The sequence below is a fragment of the Qipengyuania marisflavi genome, from assembly GCF_005884405.1.
Taxonomy (GTDB): domain Bacteria; phylum Pseudomonadota; class Alphaproteobacteria; order Sphingomonadales; family Sphingomonadaceae; genus Qipengyuania; species Qipengyuania marisflavi.
Genome location: NZ_VCAO01000005.1, coordinates 52,208 through 71,627, shown reverse-complemented (window position 1 = coordinate 71,627; position 19,420 = coordinate 52,208). Strand labels below are relative to the sequence as shown.

Sequence of the window (19,420 nt, the reverse complement as noted above, 5' to 3'; positions counted from 1 at the left end):
TCAGGCGGGCTCTTGCGAAGTGGCGGCTTCGCGCTTGCCCCACCAATATAGCGGCAGGCCCGCCAGCATCAGTACCAGACTCCATCCGCTCGCCTCGACCCCTGCCCCCCACAGCGTCCACAGCGCATAGACTGCGCCAATCAGCGCGAAGACGCGGACCACGCGCATCTTCCACGCGGCCAGCGCGCAGGCGAGATACAGCCACAGCGCCGCTGATGTGGAGAGCAGCAGCACGAATTCGTAAATCCCCTGCATGCTGCGGCTGGAGTTGAACAGCAGGCACAGCGTGGCGATGACGCTGGAGGCCAGCAATGCGCGCACCGGCGTACCGCGCAAATCGGTGCCCCCGAACCAGCGCGGCAGCAGGCCGCGCGCCGCAAGATTGCGTGGCAGTTCGCCCTGCACCAGCACCCAGCCATTCAACGCGCCTACGCAGGAGATAATTGCGAACAGCGCAATCAACGCCGCCGCCCCTGTGCTCCAGTACTGCTCGACAAAGGTTGCAAAAGGAGCAGACGAGCTGCTCGCCACGGCTTCGGGCAGCATCAGCGCGATGGCAGAGCATACCAGCAAGTAGAGTAGCCCGGTCAGCGCCGTGCCCCACATGGTGGCGCGTGGGACATTGACCTGCGGGTTTTCGACCCGTGCGGCGGCGAGACTTGCGCATTCGAAGCCCAGCAGCGCAAACAGCGTCAGCGCCGCCGCCCCGCGCAAATCGACCCCGTTAATTTCGCGTATGGCGAACGGGCGAATATTGGCACTGCCATCGCCCAGTGCCACACCCGCGATAATGATTACGGCGATCAGCGGCATGATCTTGAGCACTACAGTTACCACCTGGAAATCGCCCGCCGCACGCACACCGCGCAGATTGAGCAGCGTCATCGCCCAAACCAGCGCGATGGAGCACAGCGCGGGCATGAAGGGTGTGGCACCGATGGCTGGGAAGAAAGACGACAGATAGCTGACCGCGGCAACCGCAATCGAAACCACCGCAGTCCACACGGAAACCCAGTAAATCCAATACACAAGGAAGGCGGGCAGCTCGCCAAACGCCTCGGTCACAAAACCCGCCGGATCTCGCGCCAGCGGGCGGGCGCGGGTCAGCGCGGCGAGCACCCAGGCCAGTATCAGCGTGCCGACAATGGTGACGATCCAGCCCAGCACTGCGTTCCACCCGAAGGGGGCGAGGCTGGCAGGGAGCAGAAACACCCCCGAACCGATCATATTGCCCATGACCAGCGCGGTAGCAGCGACGAGGCCGAGCTTGCGCCCGGCCCCGCCATTATCAGGAGTAACTGGGGCTGAAGCAATCATCCGACCCGAGATAGCATCGCCTCACAGCGCAAGAAAGCGGGTGTTACCACAAGCAAAGGGCGCGCCACGCATTATGCCGAGCATTATGCGAAGCGCGCCCATGTTAAAATTAAAGCTGCGAAGTGGCTTAGAGGCCGCCAGGACCGCAATCGTTTTTCAGGAAGTCGAGCATTTTGGTGTAAAATGTTTCCTGATGTTCGTAATTCAATGTGTTGGAGAAGTGATCTGCCCCTTTTAAAGTCAGGAATTGAGCATTGGTCTTGCCCGCTTTTTGCATCGCTTTCTCGTAATCTTCGTAATTGTAATAAAGCACGCGGCGATCAACATCACCATGCACCATCAATAGCGGGATATTCGACTTGGCCACTTCATTGATCGGGTTGATACCGATTGTTCCTCGGCGTTTGCCCCAATCATCCAGCGCCTTGGCACCATTTGGATTGCGGGTCTGGATGTAGCCCTTCTCTGGATCGGCCACAGCGGCGCCGGCAATCGCACACTGGTAGATCTGCGGGTCACGCGTTGTCGCCACCAAGGCGGCGTAACCGCCATATGACCATCCAAACATAGCCATCCGGTCCTTGTCCACCAGGCCTTGCTTGACCAGATACAAAGCGCCGTCATCCTTGTCGTCCTGCATGGCCAGCCCATGCTGACCGTATGCGCTGTCGAAATGATCCTGGCCCCAGCCTACCGACATCCGGTATTGCGGTTGCAAGACCATGTAACCGGCATTGGCCAGCAATTGGCCCCATTCGTCAAATCCCACGACTTCATTTACGTGGGGCCCGCCGTGCGGCAACACCACCAGTGGGAATGGCCCCTGGCCTTTGGGTTTGGTGACATAGGCCGGGATCATCCGCCCATCGCGCGCCGGATATTTGATAAACTCGACATCGGCAAGGTCGTCAGCCTTGAGCAAGGGGTTGCGACTACCAATCTTGGCCAGTTTGCCGTCCAGAAAAAGCCAGAATGACCCCGGATCATGCGGGCCGGAATTGCTGATGACCATTGATTTGCCGTCACGCGAGCGCGTGCGGATATTTACGCTGTGCGCGTTGGGAATGGCAGATTCCAACAGTTCGTACAGCTGCTTTTCCTGCGGGTCGAACCAATGGCGCTCCATTTTTGCACCCGGATAGACTGCGGCAGCAAGCGTGTTGTCGCCTGCCCAGCGCATCGAGTTTTCGGTAATTCCCATGACATCGGCGTCAGGAGCAGAGAAAAGCTTTCGCCCAAATTGTCCGCTCGTAAAATCGAATTCCCACAGAGCCGCCTTATCCTCCCCGCGATTGTCGATGACGTAGCCTGTGTTCGGATCACCCTGTTTGAATCCTACAAGACCCTGAAAGCCACCTAGCACACGGTACAGGTTCGCATGATCGTCAAGATCGAACCGGTCACCAAATTCTTTCCAAGTGCTGTCGCCGGGTGCACGGTAGTAATACACTTGCTCCTTGGTGCCGGCCTCGAATCCTGTAGCGAAGCGCGGATTGCCTTCGTCATCAAAGCTGATGTTGGCATATTGCGTACTGCCGCGAATAACGAGTTCTCGTCCGCCGGTATTCAAATTGTAACGGTAATAGGAACGCGGACGAAATGCGGCGTACGGGTCCACCCCGGAGCCGCCATCATTGGAAGTAGCTGCGGCCACCAGAACACTGTCAGGCTCACCCGGCAATACGTTAACAATATCGTAGCTGCGCTCGTCCGCAGAAGGCTGGGTCTTCGAAAACTTGCCAGTTTCCAGATTGTACGAATATGACTTGTAGCTTCGAACGTCCTGCTCAGGCCCCTTGACCGACTTGCGGCTCACTTGCCATGCAGTTCCGTATATGAATTTGTCGCTTACAAACCGCGCGCTGACGATTTCCATCGGATCCGCAGCAAGGCGCGCAATCGGTTTGGTCAAATTCGCGGTCTCGTAAAGCTCGAGGACGTTCTCGCCCATCTTGCTCTCGGTCTTGAGAATGAGCAGGTGCTTGCCGTCGGGCGAAAGGTCAGCTGTGCTGATGACATCGCGCAGCGCCCACACCTCGACCGGTATGCTTGGCGTACCGGCAGTTTGTGCGGCCAGCGGATTGGTGGTTGCGGCCAGCGCGCACGCCACCGCCATCAAAAATGGATATTTCTTCAAGCGCATTATGCGACTCCCCAGTATGTCATTCCCTAAGCGTCCTGCCTAACATACTTCATGCTCTCCGCAATATTGCGAATGTTACAAGTTTGCTGACCAGTCGAGCGCCAGCGACGCTTGCCAAAGCGGTGTGCGGCAATCCATGCACACCGCCAGAGACAAAAGGACAACGTTATGAGCACGATCAACCAGAGCGGACCATTGACCGGGGTCAGGGTGGTGGAGTTCGCTGGCATCGGGCCTGGGCCGCATGTTGCCATGCTGCTGGCCGATCTGGGGGCTGAGGTCGTGCGGATCGGGCGGCCGGGCGGTGCGGTGATGAATCCGGTGGTTGAACGCGCGCGTCACCGTGTGGCGGTCGATATGAAAAGCGCCGAAGGCAAGGCGCTCGCCTTGAAGGCCTGCGCCAATGCCGATGTGCTGATCGAAGGGTTTCGCCCCGGCGTGATGGAACGGCTGGGGCTGGGGCCGGACGTGCTGCTGGCAGCGAATGAGCGGCTGGTTTACGCGCGGATGACCGGCTGGGGGCAGGACGGGCCACTGGCGCAGGCGGCGGGGCATGATCTCAATTATATTGCAGTGACCGGCGCTCTGGATGCGATTGGGGCCAAGGGCGAATTGCCCATACCGCCGCAAAATCTGGTCGGCGATTTTGGCGGCGGTTCGCTTTATTGCGCCTTTGGCATTCTGGCCGCGCTGTATGAGCGGGAGCGGTCGGGCAAGGGGCAGGTCGTCGATGCCGCAATTGTCGATGGTGTGACCAGCCTGATGAGCTTTTTCTATGGTCAGCCGCCATCGGCGCTGCGCACCACGGAACGCGGGACGGGACTGCTGGGCGGGGCGGCGCATTTCTATCGCTGTTACACCTGCCATGACGGCAAGGAGATCAGCGTCGGCGCGATCGAGCCGAAGTTCTATGCCGAATTGCTCCAGCGCGCCGATGCGCCTGAGGAACTGCGCGAGGGGCAGCTCAACCCTGCCAATTGGGACGATTACACGGGCAGGCTGCGCGAATTGTTTGCCACCAGAACGCAGGCCGAATGGTGCGAACTGCTCGAAGGCAGCGATGCGTGCTTTGCCCCTGTCGTCCCCCTCGACGAAGCGAAGGATCATCCCCACATGAAGGCACGCGGCGCTTTCGTCGAACATGGCGGCCGCTGGCATACTGCGCCCGCACCGCGCTTTGACCGCACCCCCGGTACCATTCGCGATAGCGCGGATGATGGCGCGGATGTGGTGGCGCGGTGGGCACAGGAACGCTAGGGCGGCGCACAAAGGAGAGATTTATGTACGAGTTCACCCAGTTTTATATCGATGGCGCGTGGGTCGATCCGGTCAAGCCCAACACGGTCCCGGTCGAGAACCCAGCCACCGAAGAAACCATCGGTCACATCTCGCTGGGCAGTGCCGCAGATGTCGACAAGGCGGTGGCCGCTGCACGCAACGCGTTTGAAAGCTGGTCGCAAACCAGCCGCGAGGAACGGCTTACGGTAATGCGCGCCATCCTGTCCGAAATTGGCAAGCGCAAGGAAGATCTGGCGCGCGCGGTGAGCGATGAAATGGGCGCCCCGATGTCGCTGGCCAATGGTCCGCATGTTGGCTTGTTGTCGGGGCATCTCCAGACGACCATCGGCATTCTGGAAAATTTCGAATTCGAACGGCAGGACGGGCCAACGATGCATCGTTACGAGCCAATTGGCGTGGTCGGTATGATTACCCCGTGGAACTGGCCGCTGAACCAGATCGCCTGCAAGGTGTTTCCAGCGCTGGCAACCGGCTGCACGATGGTGCTCAAGCCGTCGGAAATCGCTCCACTCGATGCGGCGATCTTTGCCGAGATTATGCACGCGGCTGGCGTACCGGCTGGCGTGTTCAACCTGATCAATGGTGACGGTCCGGGTGTTGGCACCGCGATCTCTGGCCATACCGATATAGATATGGTCAGCTTCACCGGCTCGACCCGCGCGGGCATCGCGATTGCCGAAAATGCCGCCAAGACGGTCAAGCGCGTGGCGCAGGAACTGGGCGGCAAAAGCCCGAACATCATTCTGGATGATGGCGCCTTTGCCAAATCGGTTGCGCGCGGCACCACCGCGATGATGAACAATTCGGGCCAGACCTGCACCGCGCCCAGCCGCATGCTGGTCCCGGCCAAGCGGATGGACGAAGCCAAGGTTGCCGCCAAGGAAGCCGCTGAGGGCGTGATTCCCGGTGACCCCAAGGGCAATTCCACCATCGGTCCGGTCGTCTCCGGCGCACAGTGGGACAAGATCCAGGGCCTGATCGAAAAGGGCATTTCCGAAGGTGCCACGTTGGTCGCTGGCGGAACCGGCAAACCCGATGGGCTGGAGACCGGCCATTACGTCAAACCGACCGTCTTCGCCGATGTCGACAATGACATGACCATCGCGCGCGAGGAAATCTTCGGCCCGGTGCTGTCCATCATCGGTTATGAGGATTATGATGACGCGATCCGCATTGCCAATGACACCGAATACGGTCTTGCCAGCCACATTGCGGGAGAAGACATCGAAACTGCCAAAAAGCTGGCTCCGCGCATTCGTGCAGGCCGGGTGGCGATCAATGGTGCCTATGACATGAACGCCGCGTTCGGCGGTTACAAGAAGTCGGGCAATGGCCGCGAATGGGGCGAGTTCGGCTTCCATGACTTCCTCGAAGTCAAGGCGGTCATGGGATACGACGCCTGATGGCAGGACGGCACTTCGACGAATGGAACATCGGCGACAAGATCACGCATGAGATCCGGCGCACGGTGACAGAGGCGGACAACCTCTTCTTCACCGTGATGACTCACAATCCGCAGCCTTTGCACCTCGATGTCGAGGCGGCAAAGGCCAGCGAATTCGGGCAGATCCTGGTCAATGGCACCTACACATTTGCATTGATGGTGGGGTTGTCGGTCGCTGACACCACGCTGGGCACGCTGGTGGCCAATCTGGGCTATGACAAACTGGTCATGCCCAAGCCGGTGTTTCTGGGCGACACCTTGCACGCCACCAGCGAAGTGGCGGCTTTGCGTCAAAGCAAATCGCGGCCCGATACCGGGATCGTCACTTTCGTGCATGAGGCGACCAATCAGCGCGGCGAAGTGGTGTGCCGCTGTGAACGCTCGGCTCTGTTGAAGAAAAGCGCCGCCTAAGCGCACTTGCGGACCCAATCCTCCGGTCCAGCCGTTTGGACCGGAGGAAAGTTCGCAATGCCGCATGATCCCCATCATCCGCCGGAAAGCGTCGAGGACGTGCTGGGCGAGCTCGACGATCTGGCCTCCAGCCGCAGCCGTGTGTGCGTTGCCCATGTGCTGCGCGATTTTGGCGAGCGCAGTTTCGGCCCCTTCATCATGCTGCCTGCCCTGATGGAGCTGACCCCGATTGGCGGCGTTCCCTTCGTGCCGACATTTCTGGCTGTCATCATCGCGCTGGTGGCAGGACAATTGCTGTTGGGCCGCGATCATGTGTGGATGCCGCGCTTCATCCGTTCGCGGTCCGTCACGGGCAAGAAATGGCACCGCGCGGTGCGCAAGCTGCGCGGGATCGGGCATTGGCTGGACAGCCACAGCGAAGGGCGGCTGGAACAGCTGACTCAGGGCGTGTGGCAACGGTTGGTGGGGCTTGTTATCATCCTGCTGTGCTGCACGGTGCCGCCGCTTGAGCTGTTGCCCTTTGCCAGTTCGCTGCCGATGCTGGCGATTGCGATGCTGGGACTGGCGCTGATTGTGCGTGACGGAGCGCTGGTGCTGGGGGCGCTGATGTTTGCCGGGCTGGCGGCGGCGCTGGGCGGCTATCTCTATGCCACATCGGATCTGGCCGAGAGCGGGCTTAATTTCTTCTGACCAGTGCGCTTGACGCGGCGCTGCCTAGGCGCGCAGAAAGGTTGCAAAGGGAAATGGGGAGAAACCGATGCGCAAGCTGGTTATGGCCGCGTGGACGACCACTGCAGCATTGACGTTGGTCGGCTGCGACATGGTCGCGTCTGACCCTGATGCCGCCGCGCAATCCGGGGATCAGGCGCAAACCGCCGAGCTCCCTGAGTTTCCCGATCGCCCATATTGGGGCGACACACATCTCCACACGGATGTTTCGGTTGACGCCTTTGGCTTCGGCGTCCGGCTGGGGCCAGAGGACGCGCTGAAATTTGCGCGCGGCGAGCAGGTGACGGCCACCACCGGCATGCCAGCACAGCTCGACCGCCCACTCGATTTCCTGGTCATCGCCGATCATTCGGACGCGATGGGTGCCACCCGGCGGCTGTTTGATGCCCCGCGCATGCTGGTGCGCGATCCGGTGCTGCGGCGCTGGTACGATCTGATGCACGAAGGGCCGGAAGGGTCGCAGCGCGCAATTGCCGAGCTGATTACCGCCGCTGCCAATGACGAAATTCCCGAAGCCTTGCGCGATCCCGAGCGGCAGGCAGGGGCGACCCGCGCGCTGTGGGACAATCATCTGGCGCTGCTGGAACGCTATAACCAGCCGGGCACATTCACCGCCTTTGCCGGGTTTGAATGGACCGCCATGCCCGATGGCAACAATCTGCACCGGGTGGTGATGTTCAGGGACAATGATGATCGGACCGAGCAGGTGGTGCCGTTCCCCGGCATCGATACCGAGGCGGAGCAGCTGTGGGATTATATGGAAGCCTATGAACGGGCGACCGGGGGCAAGGTGCTGGCGATCCCGCACAATTCCAATCTTTCCAACGGGCAGATGTTCGAACTGACCGGCCCGGATGGCGGGCCGATGACCGCCGCCTACGCCCGCCGCCGCGCCGCGCGAGAGCCGGTGGTGGAGGCCACGCAGATCAAGGGCGACAGCGAGACGCACCCCTTCCTTTCTCCTAATGACGAGTTGGCCGGGTTCGGAATCGCCGGGTGGGAGCTGGGCAATCTGCCGCTGACCCACACAACCACGCCCGACATGCTGCCCGGATCCTATGTCCGATCGGCGCTGAAGCGCGGGCTGACACTGGAGCAGCAGACGGGGGCCAACCCCTATGCCTTTGGCCTGATCGGTGCGACCGACAGCCACACCGCGCTGGCCACCGGGGATGAGGACAATTTCTTTGGCAAGCACACCGGCAATGAACCCAAGGCGACCCGCGCGATGCGGCCGCAAAATCTGGGTACGCGCGTGGGGCGTTTCGGCTGGAATTATCTGGCGGGCGGCTATGCAGCGGCCTGGGCGCGCGGCAATACGCGGACGGAAATCTTCGACGCCTTCATGCGGCGCGAAGTCTATGCCACCACTGGCCCGCGCATGACCGTGCGGCTGTTTGCCGGGTTCGACTTTGCCGAACAGGACTGGGAAGGCGATTGGGTGCGCGCAGGCTATACGCGCGGCGTGCCGATGGGCGGACAGCTGACCGATAGCGGCAAGGCACCCAGTTTCCTGATCTCGGCGCTCAAGGATCCCGACGGCGCAAATCTTGACCGGGTGCAGGTGGTGAAGGGCTGGGTCGGCGCCGACGGGGTGGCGCAGGAACAGGTCTATGATGTGGTCTGGTCCGATATGGCCAAGCGCCAGCGTAATGGCGGCAAGGTTCCGGCGGTGGGCGATACTGTCGACCGCGCCAATGCCAGCTATACCAACACGATCGGCGCCGCAGAACTGCGTGCCGCCTGGACCGATCCCGATTACCGCGCCGGGCAAAACGCGTTCTATTATGTCCGCGTGCTGGAAATCCCCACGCCGCGCTGGGTGCTGTTCGATGCCAAAAGGTTTGGGCTTGAGATTCCCGAAGATGTGATCGAGCAGGGGGTGGCGCAGGAACGGGCATACAGCTCGCCAGTATGGCTGCGGCCTGCCGCGCGGCCAGGCGATGCCCCGGCCATCATGGAGGGCGCGTGAGCCGCGCGCTGCTGCGCGAACCGCTGTTGCATTTCCTGATCGGCGGAGCCGTGCTGTACGCGCTGTTCGCGTGGATCGGCACGCCGGTTGATCCCGCCAGCCGCACGATCAGCCTGAGCCGCAGCGACCAGGCGCAAATCGCGCAGGGCTTCGCCCAGATGATGGGCCGGCCGCCCACCGATGCTGAATTGTCGGGCCTGATCGAACGCCGCGTGCGCGAGGAAGTGCTGTACCGTGAAGCACTGAGGCTGGGGCTGGACCGGGACGATCCGGCAGTGCGGCGGCGGCTAGCCACCAAGATGGACGAGATTGCAGCGGCCAGTGCCGAGGCGGAAACACCCGGTGATGCGGTGCTCGAAGAATGGCACAAAGCCCACGCGGGCACTTTTGAAACCGGCGGTGTGGTGAATTTCGAACAGGTCTATTTCGCTAGCGAGGCGGCGGCGCTGGCGGCCAAGGGGCAGGCCTCGCCGAGCGGCCAGCCGATCAGCCTGCCGCGCACTGTCGATGCGAAGTCGATGGTCGAACTGGGCGCGATTTTCGGGCAGCAATTCGCGCAGGAAATCGCCGAGCGGTCGGTGGCGCGTGAGTGGCAGGGGCCGATCCCCTCGGGCTTTGGCTGGCACCTTGTGCGTCTGTCCCATCGCGAGGAAGGCAGCGTGCCGCCGCTGGCGGAAATCCGTGACCGCGTCGAGGCCGACTGGCGCAACAGCACCATCACGGCGCGGCGGGCGGCCGCGTACAATGCTCTGCGTGAGGCATACCGGGTCGAAATCGAGTGAGGAGATACCTCGCCGCCCTGTTCGCATTGCTGCTGGCGGTGCCTGCCTCCGCTGACGAGCTGCGCCCGGTCTCGGTCCAGTTCGCCCAGCGTGAGGCGGCGATGTGGTCGCTGGGCTGGAAGCAGCCGCTGGCCTCGTCCGCCGATAATCCGCGCACTTTACCGGTTCTCCCCGCAGCGTGCCGCATAATTGGCGAACCGCGCTTCGATATTGCCGCGCTGGCCGCTCTTGGTTCTGCGCAAGTGCGCTGCCAAGGCGAGATTGCGGGCCAGCGTATCGGCTGGCCGCTGACCGCCACCGCGCCAGAGGCTCTGGTGCGAATCGCGCCTCAGGGCCGCCCGGTGCAAATCTATCGGCTGACACTGTCGCAGCCCGCCGCGACCATCGCCGCGCGGCCCGATGCGGGGCAGGTATGGCGCGAATATTTCGTGCTGGGCGCGGGGCATATCCTGTCGGGCTGGGACCATCTGCTGTTTGTAATTGCATTGGTGCTGCTGGTCGTGCGCGGCCGGGCCGTAGTGATCGCCGCCACAGCGTTTACAGTGGCGCATTCGCTGACGCTGGCGGGTGCGACGCTGGGTCTGGCCGGATTGCCCCAGCGTCCGGTTGAGGCACTGATTGCGCTGAGCATTGTGTTTCTGGCGCTGGAACTGTTGCGCGGACGGCGGGACACGCTGTCACACCGCCTGCCGTGGCTGGTCGCCTTTGGATTTGGCCTGCTCCACGGATTGGGCTTTGCCGGGGCATTGCGCGAAATCGGCTTGCCCGAAGGCGAGGTGCCTGCTGCCCTGCTAAGCTTCAATCTGGGCGTCGAAGCGGGCCAGCTTGCCGTCATCGCAGCCGTAATGCTGCTGCGCGCTGCGCTTGTCAGGCTGCGCCCCGCCGCCGAAATACCTGCGATTCGTTTGGCGTCCTATGCCATCGGGATCACTGGCGCATATTGGCTGATCGACCGGATCGCTGGCTGAGCGCGGAATTTTCGCGTGTCCGGTCAACTTGCCATTCACCCCTGCGCACCTACATTGGCGGGGACGAAAGGATTTCCTGTCGATGAGCGATCAAAACGAGCAGCCTGGCCCTGAGGGCGAAGGTCCCAATCCCTGGGTGAAAAGCCTGATGGTGTGGGGCGGGATTTTCCTGGCCCTGCTGATGGTTGTATCGGTGTTCGGCAATGCCGGACAGCCCAGCGGCGCAGCGGTGCCCTATTCGGCGTTCAAGGCGAAAGTGGCTGAAGGCTCGGTCACCGACGTCCAGATTTCCGACAAGAAAATCACCGGCACGATGAAAAATGGTGACGTTTTCACCACCATCCCGGTCAAAACCGACACCGGTCTGCCCAAATTGCTCGAGGATAACGGCGTCGCCTATTCCGGCGCTGAAGCGGATGAAGGCAATGTGCTGCTGTACATCCTGATCCAGACGCTCCCCTTTCTGCTGATCCTGGGCGTCGCATTCTTTGCGCTGCGACAGGTCCAGAAGGGCGGCGGCGCAGGCGGCGCGATGGGCTTTGGCAAATCCAAGGCCAAGCTGCTGACCGAAAAGCAGGGCAAGGTCACCTTTGCCGATGTCGCCGGTATCGACGAAGCGCGTGAAGAGCTGGAAGAAATCGTCGAGTTTCTCAAGGACCCGCACCGCTTTGCCAAGCTGGGCGGACAAATCCCCAAGGGTGCATTGCTGGTCGGTAGCCCCGGCACCGGCAAGACGCTGCTGGCGCGCGCGATTGCGGGCGAGGCGGGCGTGCCGTTCTTCACCATTTCGGGCTCCGACTTTGTCGAAATGTTTGTGGGCGTCGGCGCCAGCCGTGTGCGCGACATGTTCGAACAGGCGAAGAAAAATGCGCCGTGCATCGTCTTCATCGACGAAATCGACGCGGTTGGCCGTCATCGCGGCCACGGTCTGGGCAATTCCAATGACGAGCGCGAACAGACGCTGAACCAGCTGCTGGTCGAGATGGATGGCTTTGAGGCCAATGAAGGCATCATCATCATCGCGGCCACCAACCGTCCCGATGTGCTGGACCCCGCGCTGCTGCGTCCGGGCCGCTTCGATCGCCAGGTGGTTGTGCCGATTCCCGATATCGAAGGGCGCGAGAAGATCCTTGCCGTACACATGAAGAAGGTGCCGCTGGCGCCCGACGTCAATCCGCGCACCATTGCGCGCGGCACGCCGGGTTTCTCGGGCGCGGATCTTGCCAATCTGGTGAATGAAGCTGCCCTGCTGGCGGCCCGCCGTAACAAGCGGCTGGTGGCGATGCAGGAATTTGAAGACGCCAAGGACAAGGTCATGATGGGCGCTGAACGCCGCAGCATGGTCATGACCGAGGAAGAGAAGAAAATGACCGCCTATCACGAGGCTGGTCACGCGCTGGTGTCGGTCAACGAACCGGCGTCCGATCCCATTCACAAGGCCACGATCATCCCGCGCGGCCGTGCGCTGGGCATGGTTATGCGGTTGCCCGAACGCGACAGCTATTCCTATCACCGCGACAAAATGCACGCCAATCTGGCGGTGGCGATGGGCGGTCGCGTGGCAGAAGAAATCATCTTCGGGCATGACAAGGTTTCCAGCGGCGCATCGGGCGATATCCAATACGCCACCGATCTGGCACGCAGCATGGTCACCAAATGGGGTATGTCCGACAAGCTCGGCCCGCTTCAATACGAGGAAAGCCAGGAAGGCTATCTTGGAATGGGCCAGACCGCACGCACCATGGGCGGCGCGGAAACCAACAAGCTGATCGATGCCGAGATCAAGGAATTGGTCGAAAACGGTCTCAAACGGGCGACTCAGGTGCTCAGCGAGCAGGAAGACAAGCTCCATCTGCTGGCGCTGGCGCTGCTCGAATATGAAACGCTGAGCGGTGAAGAAATCGACCAGCTGATCAAGGACGGCAAGATCGATCGCCCCAACGAACCGCGCGGCCCGATTGCGATCAAGCCCGCCGGCGGCGCAGCCGTGCCCAAGGCCGGACGCAAGTTTGGCGGCGAAGGCGGGACAGCGCCGCAGGGCGTCTAAGTCGCTGGTAATCCGAGACAATTGAAGGGGCGTCCTGCGGGGCGCCCCTTTTGCTTGTGCCTCAGATTGCGCCCAACAGCAGCAGGACTTGCAGGAACAGCATTGCCACAATTGCAATGAAGAACAGCAACACTGCCAGCCGCCACAGCGCGGAAAAGCGCGACAGGCCGTAGGCACCGCGCAATTGCTTATACATGTGCACGGGCGGGATGAAGGCCAGCATGCTCCCCCACAGCCACTCTGCCGCGCCAAATTTGATCAGCAGTGAGATGGTGATGAACAGCAGCGACATGAAAGCGATCGAATAGGTCACGAAAATTGCGTGATCATAGGCTTTGAAGCGCCGCTTCCAGAAGAACAGCAGCCATACGAACGGGATCGACAGCGGGATCAACAGCCAGCTGAATTTGTAGCTGTTGGCCTGCAATTTATAGAGCATCAGGCTGGGATTGGTGCGCCATTTTTGCACCGCATTGTCCAGCCAGTTCCAGCCGGTCTGCTTGATCGACATCGAGACGGTCTTGTCGTCCTTGTTCGTGAACGTATAATCCTGTCCGGTCTCGATAGCTGCAAGCGCTGTATCGAGCTTCGCGATTTCGCCGGATAAATCAGCGCGCTGCGGATCGTTCTCGGGCAGGGCGTCATATTTCAGCTGGACGTCTGCTCGCGCTTCGCTCGCCTGCACCTTTGCCTGTGCGATTGGACCTTCGGTATCGATGTCGGTTGGCGTGGTCAGCCCCACCGCCTGAAACACTGCGAACATCAGAAAGATCGAGAACAGGAACAGCGCCATCGGTGACACAAAGCGTGCGCGCTCTCCCGCGATATAGCGGCGGGTCAGCTCGCCTGGTTTGAACGCCAGCTTGGGCAGCGTTTTCCAGGTCTTGCCTTCGAAATGCAGCGCCCCGTGGAGCAGATCATGCATGAACGCGCCCAGCGTGCGGTGCAAATGTGCCTTCTGACCGCATTGGTGACAATGAGGGCCAGTCAGCAGTTCGCCGCAATTGAGGCAGCTGCTTTCGGAAAAATGACCTTCGGCGAGTGGAACGTCATCCCCATCCGGCGGCTGCTTGCCGGTAGCTTTGCTGGCGACAGCGCGTGACAACAGGCCGCCTTCGACAGCTGTGCCCAGTGCATCGCCAATATTGCTCATACCGCTTGCCCTCCGCCCGCGTGTGTAGCGGCCACAACACACGCACTGCAACGCAAAAGGCCGCCCATCGGGGCGGCCTTCAGCTGTTCAGTAATGGGACACGCAGGCTTAGCCTTCGTAATCGCCGCCAACCGAGGTTGAGCGGGTCGGGGCCGAAGCCGTAATCCGCAGCGCTTCTGCCGACTGGCTGAGCGAGCCGACTTCGTCCGCTTCTTCCTCGTCATCAGGCAGGATCTTCTGCAGATTGCCGATGGCCGATTCCTTGAGCTCGGTCGGGCGCACGGTCTGTTCCGCAATTTCGCGCAATGCGACAACCGGGTTCTTGTCCCGGTCCCGCTCGATCGTCAGTTCCGCACCACCTGAAATCTCACGAGCCCGCTGGGCAGCCAGCAGGACAAGGTCGAAACGGTTGGGAATCTTGTCAACGCAATCTTCAACGGTAACGCGCGCCATCGGGCACTCCGGTCAATCAGGGGTGTCGGGAAAGCGCGCTGCTTAGTCGTGCATAGCGTGGCAGTCAAGCATTTGCGCCCGTGCGGCGCGGCGCTACAGCACGCAGCCATGGGCGATCAGACTGACCAGCAAGACCTGGCGAATTACCGCGACCCGCCGCCGTTCTCGGCCACGGCACAGGGGCAATCGCTGACCTTCTATCCCGCCGGACAGGACCGCCGCGGTGCGCTGTTGAAGCTGGTGGCATCGGCCAAGCGCAAGCTGGATGTGTGTTTCTACATCTTTGCCGAAGACACGGTGAGCACCGAATTGCGCGATGCCCTGTGCGAAGCGGCGCAGCGCGGGGTTGAAGTGACTCTGATTATCGACCGATTCGGCGCGGCGGCAACCGATGAATTCCTAAAGCCACTGGTCGATTGCGGCGGTCGGCACCTGTGTTTCAGCCCGCGCAAGACCCAGCGCTATCTGATCCGCAATCATCAAAAGATGGTGATCGCCGATGACGAGCGCGCGCTGTTCGGCGGATTCAATATCGAGGACGACTATTTCGCTTCGCCGCAGGACAATGGCTGGAACGATCTGGCCATATTGATCGAAGGCGATGCGGTGGCCGGGCTGGTCGAATGGTTCGCCAAGCTGCTGGACTGGACCGACAATGACAGCGCCAATTTCCGGGCGATCCGCGACACGGTACAGCAATGGGACTGGACCTCAGGTCAAGGCCACGCGCGCTGGCTGGTCGGCGGCCCCACACGCGGCCTGTCCAGCTGGGCGCGCTGCGTCACGCGCGATCTGGCCGAGGGGGAGAAGCTGGACATGTTTATGGCCTATTTCTCGCCGCCTTACACCCTGCTGAAACGCATCGCTCGGGTGGCGCGCAAGGGGCAGACGCGGTTGGTGATGGCGGGCAAATCGGACAATGGCGCCACCATCGGCGCAACCCGATCGCTGTACAATTACCTGCTCAAACGCGGCGCGAAAATTTGGGAATTCAGCCCGTGCAAGCTGCACACCAAGCTGATCGTACTCGACGATGCGGTTTATATGGGCAGCGCCAATTTCGACATGCGCAGCCTCTATCTCAATCTGGAAGTGATGCTGCGGATCGAAGACGCCGCGCTGGCCAACACCATGCGTGAATTCGTCAGCCAGCATATCGCTGTGTCGGAAGCTATCACGCCGCAGCTGCACCGCAGCCGCGCGACTGTGTGGAACCGGATTCGCTGGTGGGCTGGCTGGGTACTGGTGTCGGTGATCGATTACACCGTCTCACGGCGGCTGAATCTGGGGATCTGAGCGCGCCCGTTCTGCGCCTATTCGTAATCCGAATAATCGCGCGATTCGGGTGAGGTGAACTTGGTGAACTCGCTCTGGAACAGCAGCGGGACATTGCCGGTGGAGCCGTGACGCTGCTTGGCGATGATCAGTGTGGCCTTGTTCACCAGTTCCAGATGGCGCGCTTCCCATTCGGAATATTTGTTGCGCACGTCTTCACTGCTGGTTTCGTCTGGCGTGTCGGGCTTCAGCGAGTTGTGATAATATTCACCGCGGAAAATGAACCACACCATATCGGCGTCCTGCTCGATCGAGCCTGATTCTCGCAAATCCGACAGCTGCGGACGTTTGTCCTCGCGCTGTTCCACCGCGCGGCTGAGCTGTGACAGCGCGATCACCGGAACCGCCAGTTCCTTGGCAAGCGTCTTGAGCCCCCGGCTGATCTCCGAAATTTCGTTCACGCGGTTGTCGGTGGCGCGGCCCGAACCTTGCAGCAGCTGGAGATAATCGACGATCACCAGCCCGATATCGTGCCGCCGCTTCAGCCGCCGCGCTCGGGTGCGCAGCGCGCCGATGGTCAGCGCGGGCGTGTCATCGATATACAGCGGCAGGTCGTTCAATTCCTGGCTGGCGAAGGACAGCCGCTGAAACTCCTCGCGGCTAAGCATGCCGGACCGCAGCTTCTCGCTCGAAATTTCGGCCTGTTCGGCAAGGATACGGGTGGCCAACTGATCGGCGCTCATTTCCAGACTGAAAAAAGCGGTGGCTGCGCCGGGGGATTTCTCGATGCCGTCAATCTTGTCGCGCATCTGCCGCGCAGCTGCGTTGAACGCGATGTTGGTGGCGAGCGAGGTTTTGCCCATGCCGGGACGTCCGGCCAGAATGATAAGATCCGAATTGTGCAGGCCGCTGGTCTTGTCGTTGATCGTGTCGAGCCCGGTGGTCTTGCCCGAAAAGCGCCCGCCCGAATTCATCGCCGCCTGCACCATTTGCAGCGCGCCCAGCGCGGCGGTGCGGAAGCTTTGCGCCTCGCTGCCCGTGGTCGCCCCCTCGGCAACGCGGTACAGATCGGCCTCGGCCTGCTCGATCTTCTGCAGCGGCGCGACCTCTTCGGACGTGTCCAGCGCGCCTTCGACCAGTGTCCGGCCCACAGTCACCAGTTCGCGCAGCAGCGCGAGGTCATAGATCTGTTCGGCCAATTGGCGCGGGTGCAGCAGGCCCTGACCATCGGCGGTCAGCTGTGCCAGATAGGTCACGCCGCCCAGCTGTTTCAGCCCCTGGTCAGCCTCGAAATAGGGTTTGAGGGTGACCGGCGTGGCGACCGAATTGCGGTCCAGCAGGGTCAACACCCGTTCGTAAATACGCTGATGCACCGGCTCGTGAAAATGGGCGGGCGCCAGCGGGGTCTGCAGTTCCTCGATCACCTTGTTGTCGATCAGCACCGCGCCGATAAATGCCGCCTCCGCCTCAAGGTTGGCGGGCAGGGAGCGGCCCTGCGGCGCAGTTGCGGCGGGCGAATCGTCGGGGCGAAGCATAAGGTCGGTGTCGGCCATGGCGCCACCATGCGGGAATGGGAATTGGCTGTGAAGGCAGCAATTCAACTGATCCGAGGACAGCCCTGTGGAGGAATCCGAAAAGCCGCAATCCGGGCCAAAAGGACACCATTGCGATCCCCGCCCTTGCCGTGCCCTGTAAGGCTTGCGAAAGCGGTCCGCAGCGCATGACCGATTCCGCATCTCCCCCACAAAGCGATTACCGCATCGCGCATATTGCTCTGGATGAAGAGACGATCCTGTGGCGCAATGCTGATGTCGAGCAGGAACGGCGCGTCGCGATCTTCGATCTGATCGAGGAAAACACCTTCAAGCCGCTGCGCGCAGCCGAGCGCGGGGCAGGCGGTCCGTTCCGCCTGACGCTGGCAGTGCGTGACGGGCGGCTGGCAATGACCATTGCCGATGCTGACGACGTCGTGATCGAAGAATTGCTGCTGGGGCTGGCGCGTTTTCGCCGCCCGATCCGCGAATATTTTGCGATCTGCGACAGCTATTATCAAGCGATCCGCAAGGCCACTCCGGCTGAAATCGAGACCATCGACATGGCCCGCCGCGGGGTGCACAATCGCGCAGCCGAGCTGCTGATCGAGCGGCTTGAGGGCAAGGTCGATACCGATTTTGCCACCGCGCGGCGGCTGTTCACGCTGATCTGCGTGCTGCACATACGGGGGTAGGGGCATGGCCAGGAAGCAAACGGTTCAGCGCAAGCGCCGCAGCAAGAAGAAAGCCAAACGGCAGGTCTCGCGCGCGGGCATCATGGCCGCGTTCCTGCTGGCATTCGCGCTGCTGGCTGCGGGTTTCGCATGGTACAAGGGGCGGCAATGGCGTCCAGACGAACAGTTGTGGCCTGATCAGGGCGCAGTGGTGGGCGAGCGTGACGGGGTTGTCGATTTCGGCACTATCGCCGGGCTGGGCGCGAAGTTCACATATGTGCTGGCGAGCCACGGTGCTGGCCGGCAGGATGCGCGCTTCCCCGCCAACTTCGCGGCCGCGCGTGATGCCGGTCTGGAAGTCGGCGCGGTACATGAATTCGACCCTTGCGTCCCGGCTGACGGGCAATCGGCCAATTTCGTAACCGTGGTGCCGCGCGATGGCGATCTGCTGCCGCCGGCGATCCTGCTGGAAGGCGATGCGAGCGATTGCCCCACGCGCGTTTCGGACGCTGCGGTCCAAAGCGAGCTGATGACGCTGGTCAATCAGATAGAGGCGCATTCGGGCAAGGCGGTGATTCTGGCGCCGAGCAAGGATTTCGAAGAGCGCTATCACGTCGCGCAGCGGATTGACCGGCAATTGTGGCTGGCCCGCAATTGGTTCGAGCCGGTCTATGCTGGCCGTCCGTGGATGTTGTGGACGGCAAACCGGACCTTGCAGACCGAGGCAGCCGCGAAGCCGCTGCGCTGGGCAGTGATCCGGCGTGAGGACAATTAATGACTGACGAAAATCTGATCGCCGCCGCGCGCGAGGCGGCGCGCCATTCCTACTCGCCCTATTCGGATTTCGCCGTGGGTGCTGCGCTGCGCTTCGCCGATGGCAGCGTGGTGACCGGCACCAATATCGAAAACGCCAGCTACGGTCTGGCGCTATGCGCTGAAACGGTCGCGGTTTCCAAGGCGATGGCGGGCGGAGTACGCGGGGGGCTGGAAGCGGTCGCTGTGGTCGGCCCGCTGGACAAGGGCGGCAGCGAACCGATCACGCCGTGCGGGCGGTGCCGTCAGGTGCTGAGCGAGTTGGCCCAGCTGGGCAGCACCGATCCGGAGATTCTGTGTGTCGGGCCGGGGACTGTGCGGCGGGTACGCCTTTCGGAGTTGCTTCCGCACGCCTTTGGCCCCGCCAGCCTCGACTAAAACCGCGAAAGAAACATGCGGGCGTTAACG

General features: G+C 61.7%; 17 protein-coding genes. 12 read left to right on the top strand and 5 right to left on the bottom strand.

Going from position 1 to position 19,420, the window contains the following annotated elements:
- Both FEV51_RS10400 and FEV51_RS10395 read right to left on the bottom strand, forming a co-directional pair.
- Positions 1-1,317, bottom strand: a complete 1,317-nt coding sequence (locus FEV51_RS10400; RefSeq protein WP_138618647.1) for an amino acid permease — start codon at positions 1,315-1,317, stop codon at positions 1-3.
- 127 nt (positions 1,318-1,444) lie between these two features.
- Entirely contained in the window at positions 1,445-3,460 is a 2,016-nt protein-coding gene (locus tag FEV51_RS10395; RefSeq protein ID WP_138618645.1) for an alpha/beta hydrolase family protein, read from the bottom strand.
- A 168-nt stretch (positions 3,461-3,628) separates the two neighbouring features.
- Between FEV51_RS10395 and FEV51_RS10390 the strand changes: the two genes are divergently transcribed.
- The 8 genes from FEV51_RS10390 to ftsH all read left to right on the top strand — a co-directional run bounded on the left by FEV51_RS10390 (position 3,629) and on the right by ftsH (position 13,112).
- A complete protein-coding gene (locus FEV51_RS10390; protein WP_138618643.1) occupies positions 3,629-4,717 on the top strand; it encodes a CaiB/BaiF CoA transferase family protein in 1,089 nt (362 codons plus the stop codon).
- A 23-nt stretch (positions 4,718-4,740) separates the two neighbouring features.
- Entirely contained in the window at positions 4,741-6,162 is a 1,422-nt protein-coding gene (locus tag FEV51_RS10385; protein ID WP_138618642.1) for an aldehyde dehydrogenase family protein, read from the top strand.
- The gene (locus tag FEV51_RS10380) at positions 6,162-6,614 is read left to right on the top strand and encodes a MaoC family dehydratase (RefSeq protein WP_138618640.1); all 453 of its coding nucleotides are present in this window, start codon (positions 6,162-6,164) and stop codon (positions 6,612-6,614) included. The genes FEV51_RS10385 and FEV51_RS10380 overlap by 1 nt, the downstream gene beginning before the upstream one ends.
- A gap of 57 nt (positions 6,615-6,671) precedes the next feature.
- Entirely contained in the window at positions 6,672-7,304 is a 633-nt protein-coding gene (locus tag FEV51_RS10375; protein ID WP_138618638.1) for an exopolysaccharide biosynthesis protein, read from the top strand.
- Between the two features lie 67 nt (positions 7,305-7,371).
- Positions 7,372-9,315 carry a DUF3604 domain-containing protein gene (locus FEV51_RS10370; protein ID WP_246034530.1) on the top strand — a complete coding sequence of 648 codons (1,944 nt, stop codon included), beginning with the start codon at positions 7,372-7,374 and terminating at the stop codon, positions 9,313-9,315.
- Entirely contained in the window at positions 9,312-10,097 is a 786-nt protein-coding gene (locus FEV51_RS10365; protein ID WP_171033101.1) for a peptidyl-prolyl cis-trans isomerase, read from the top strand. The genes FEV51_RS10370 and FEV51_RS10365 overlap by 4 nt, the downstream gene beginning before the upstream one ends.
- On the top strand, positions 10,094-11,065 hold the full coding sequence (locus tag FEV51_RS10360; RefSeq protein ID WP_246034529.1) for a HupE/UreJ family protein: 972 nt from the start codon (positions 10,094-10,096) through the stop codon (positions 11,063-11,065). The genes FEV51_RS10365 and FEV51_RS10360 overlap by 4 nt, the downstream gene beginning before the upstream one ends.
- Positions 11,066-11,147: 82 nt before the next feature.
- A complete protein-coding gene (gene ftsH, locus FEV51_RS10355; protein WP_138618634.1) occupies positions 11,148-13,112 on the top strand; it encodes an ATP-dependent zinc metalloprotease FtsH in 1,965 nt (654 codons plus the stop codon).
- A 61-nt stretch (positions 13,113-13,173) separates the two neighbouring features.
- Here ftsH and FEV51_RS10350 read toward each other — a convergent pair whose 3' ends face one another.
- Both FEV51_RS10350 and rpoZ read right to left on the bottom strand, forming a co-directional pair.
- Positions 13,174-14,265: a DUF3667 domain-containing protein gene (locus FEV51_RS10350; RefSeq protein WP_138618632.1), complete on the bottom strand. Its 1,092-nt coding sequence runs from the start codon at positions 14,263-14,265 to the stop codon at positions 13,174-13,176.
- 108 nt (positions 14,266-14,373) lie between these two features.
- Positions 14,374-14,718 carry a DNA-directed RNA polymerase subunit omega gene (gene rpoZ, locus FEV51_RS10345; protein ID WP_138618630.1) on the bottom strand — a complete coding sequence of 115 codons (345 nt, stop codon included), beginning with the start codon at positions 14,716-14,718 and terminating at the stop codon, positions 14,374-14,376.
- A 108-nt stretch (positions 14,719-14,826) separates the two neighbouring features.
- Between rpoZ and FEV51_RS10340 the strand changes: the two genes are divergently transcribed.
- Complete coding sequence (locus FEV51_RS10340; RefSeq protein ID WP_138618628.1) at positions 14,827-16,014, top strand: phospholipase D-like domain-containing protein; 1,188 nt, start codon at positions 14,827-14,829, stop codon at positions 16,012-16,014.
- A 17-nt stretch (positions 16,015-16,031) separates the two neighbouring features.
- Here the strand turns inward: FEV51_RS10340 and FEV51_RS10335 are convergent, their stop codons facing one another.
- Entirely contained in the window at positions 16,032-17,546 is a 1,515-nt protein-coding gene (locus FEV51_RS10335) for a replicative DNA helicase (RefSeq protein ID WP_138618626.1), read from the bottom strand.
- A 167-nt stretch (positions 17,547-17,713) separates the two neighbouring features.
- Between FEV51_RS10335 and FEV51_RS10330 the strand changes: the two genes are divergently transcribed.
- Genes FEV51_RS10330 through FEV51_RS10320 form a run of 3 tightly spaced genes read left to right on the top strand, consistent with a single transcriptional unit; the run spans position 17,714 to position 19,390 of the window.
- Positions 17,714-18,220, top strand: a complete 507-nt coding sequence (locus FEV51_RS10330; protein ID WP_138618624.1) for a UPF0262 family protein — start codon at positions 17,714-17,716, stop codon at positions 18,218-18,220.
- A gap of 4 nt (positions 18,221-18,224) precedes the next feature.
- Positions 18,225-18,974, top strand: a complete 750-nt coding sequence (locus tag FEV51_RS10325; RefSeq protein WP_138618622.1) for a glycoside hydrolase family 25 protein — start codon at positions 18,225-18,227, stop codon at positions 18,972-18,974.
- Positions 18,974-19,390, top strand: a complete 417-nt coding sequence (locus FEV51_RS10320; RefSeq protein WP_138618620.1) for a cytidine deaminase — start codon at positions 18,974-18,976, stop codon at positions 19,388-19,390. The genes FEV51_RS10325 and FEV51_RS10320 overlap by 1 nt, the downstream gene beginning before the upstream one ends.
- Positions 19,391-19,420: the final 30 nt, after the last annotated feature.

Excerpts from the sequence above, each read along its gene's own strand:
- FEV51_RS10340 (WP_138618628.1), top strand. The coding sequence starts at position 14,827 with ATGGGCGATCAGACTGACCAGCAAGACCTGGCGAATTACCGCGACCCG.
- rpoZ (WP_138618630.1), bottom strand. The coding sequence starts at position 14,718 with ATGGCGCGCGTTACCGTTGAAGATTGCGTTGACAAGATTCCCAACCGT.
- FEV51_RS10335 (WP_138618626.1), bottom strand. The coding sequence starts at position 17,546 with ATGGCCGACACCGACCTTATGCTTCGCCCCGACGATTCGCCCGCCGCA.
- ftsH (WP_138618634.1), top strand. The coding sequence starts at position 11,148 with ATGAGCGATCAAAACGAGCAGCCTGGCCCTGAGGGCGAAGGTCCCAAT.
- FEV51_RS10350 (WP_138618632.1), bottom strand. The coding sequence starts at position 14,265 with ATGAGCAATATTGGCGATGCACTGGGCACAGCTGTCGAAGGCGGCCTG.
- FEV51_RS10385 (WP_138618642.1), top strand. The coding sequence starts at position 4,741 with ATGTACGAGTTCACCCAGTTTTATATCGATGGCGCGTGGGTCGATCCG.
- FEV51_RS10380 (WP_138618640.1), top strand. The coding sequence starts at position 6,162 with ATGGCAGGACGGCACTTCGACGAATGGAACATCGGCGACAAGATCACG.
- FEV51_RS10320 (WP_138618620.1), top strand. The coding sequence starts at position 18,974 with ATGACTGACGAAAATCTGATCGCCGCCGCGCGCGAGGCGGCGCGCCAT.
- FEV51_RS10395 (WP_138618645.1), bottom strand. The coding sequence starts at position 3,460 with ATGCGCTTGAAGAAATATCCATTTTTGATGGCGGTGGCGTGCGCGCTG.
- FEV51_RS10330 (WP_138618624.1), top strand. The coding sequence starts at position 17,714 with ATGACCGATTCCGCATCTCCCCCACAAAGCGATTACCGCATCGCGCAT.
- FEV51_RS10400 (WP_138618647.1), bottom strand. The coding sequence starts at position 1,317 with ATGATTGCTTCAGCCCCAGTTACTCCTGATAATGGCGGGGCCGGGCGC.
- FEV51_RS10390 (WP_138618643.1), top strand. The coding sequence starts at position 3,629 with ATGAGCACGATCAACCAGAGCGGACCATTGACCGGGGTCAGGGTGGTG.
- FEV51_RS10325 (WP_138618622.1), top strand. The coding sequence starts at position 18,225 with ATGGCCAGGAAGCAAACGGTTCAGCGCAAGCGCCGCAGCAAGAAGAAA.
- FEV51_RS10375 (WP_138618638.1), top strand. The coding sequence starts at position 6,672 with ATGCCGCATGATCCCCATCATCCGCCGGAAAGCGTCGAGGACGTGCTG.
- FEV51_RS10370 (WP_246034530.1), top strand. The coding sequence starts at position 7,372 with ATGCGCAAGCTGGTTATGGCCGCGTGGACGACCACTGCAGCATTGACG.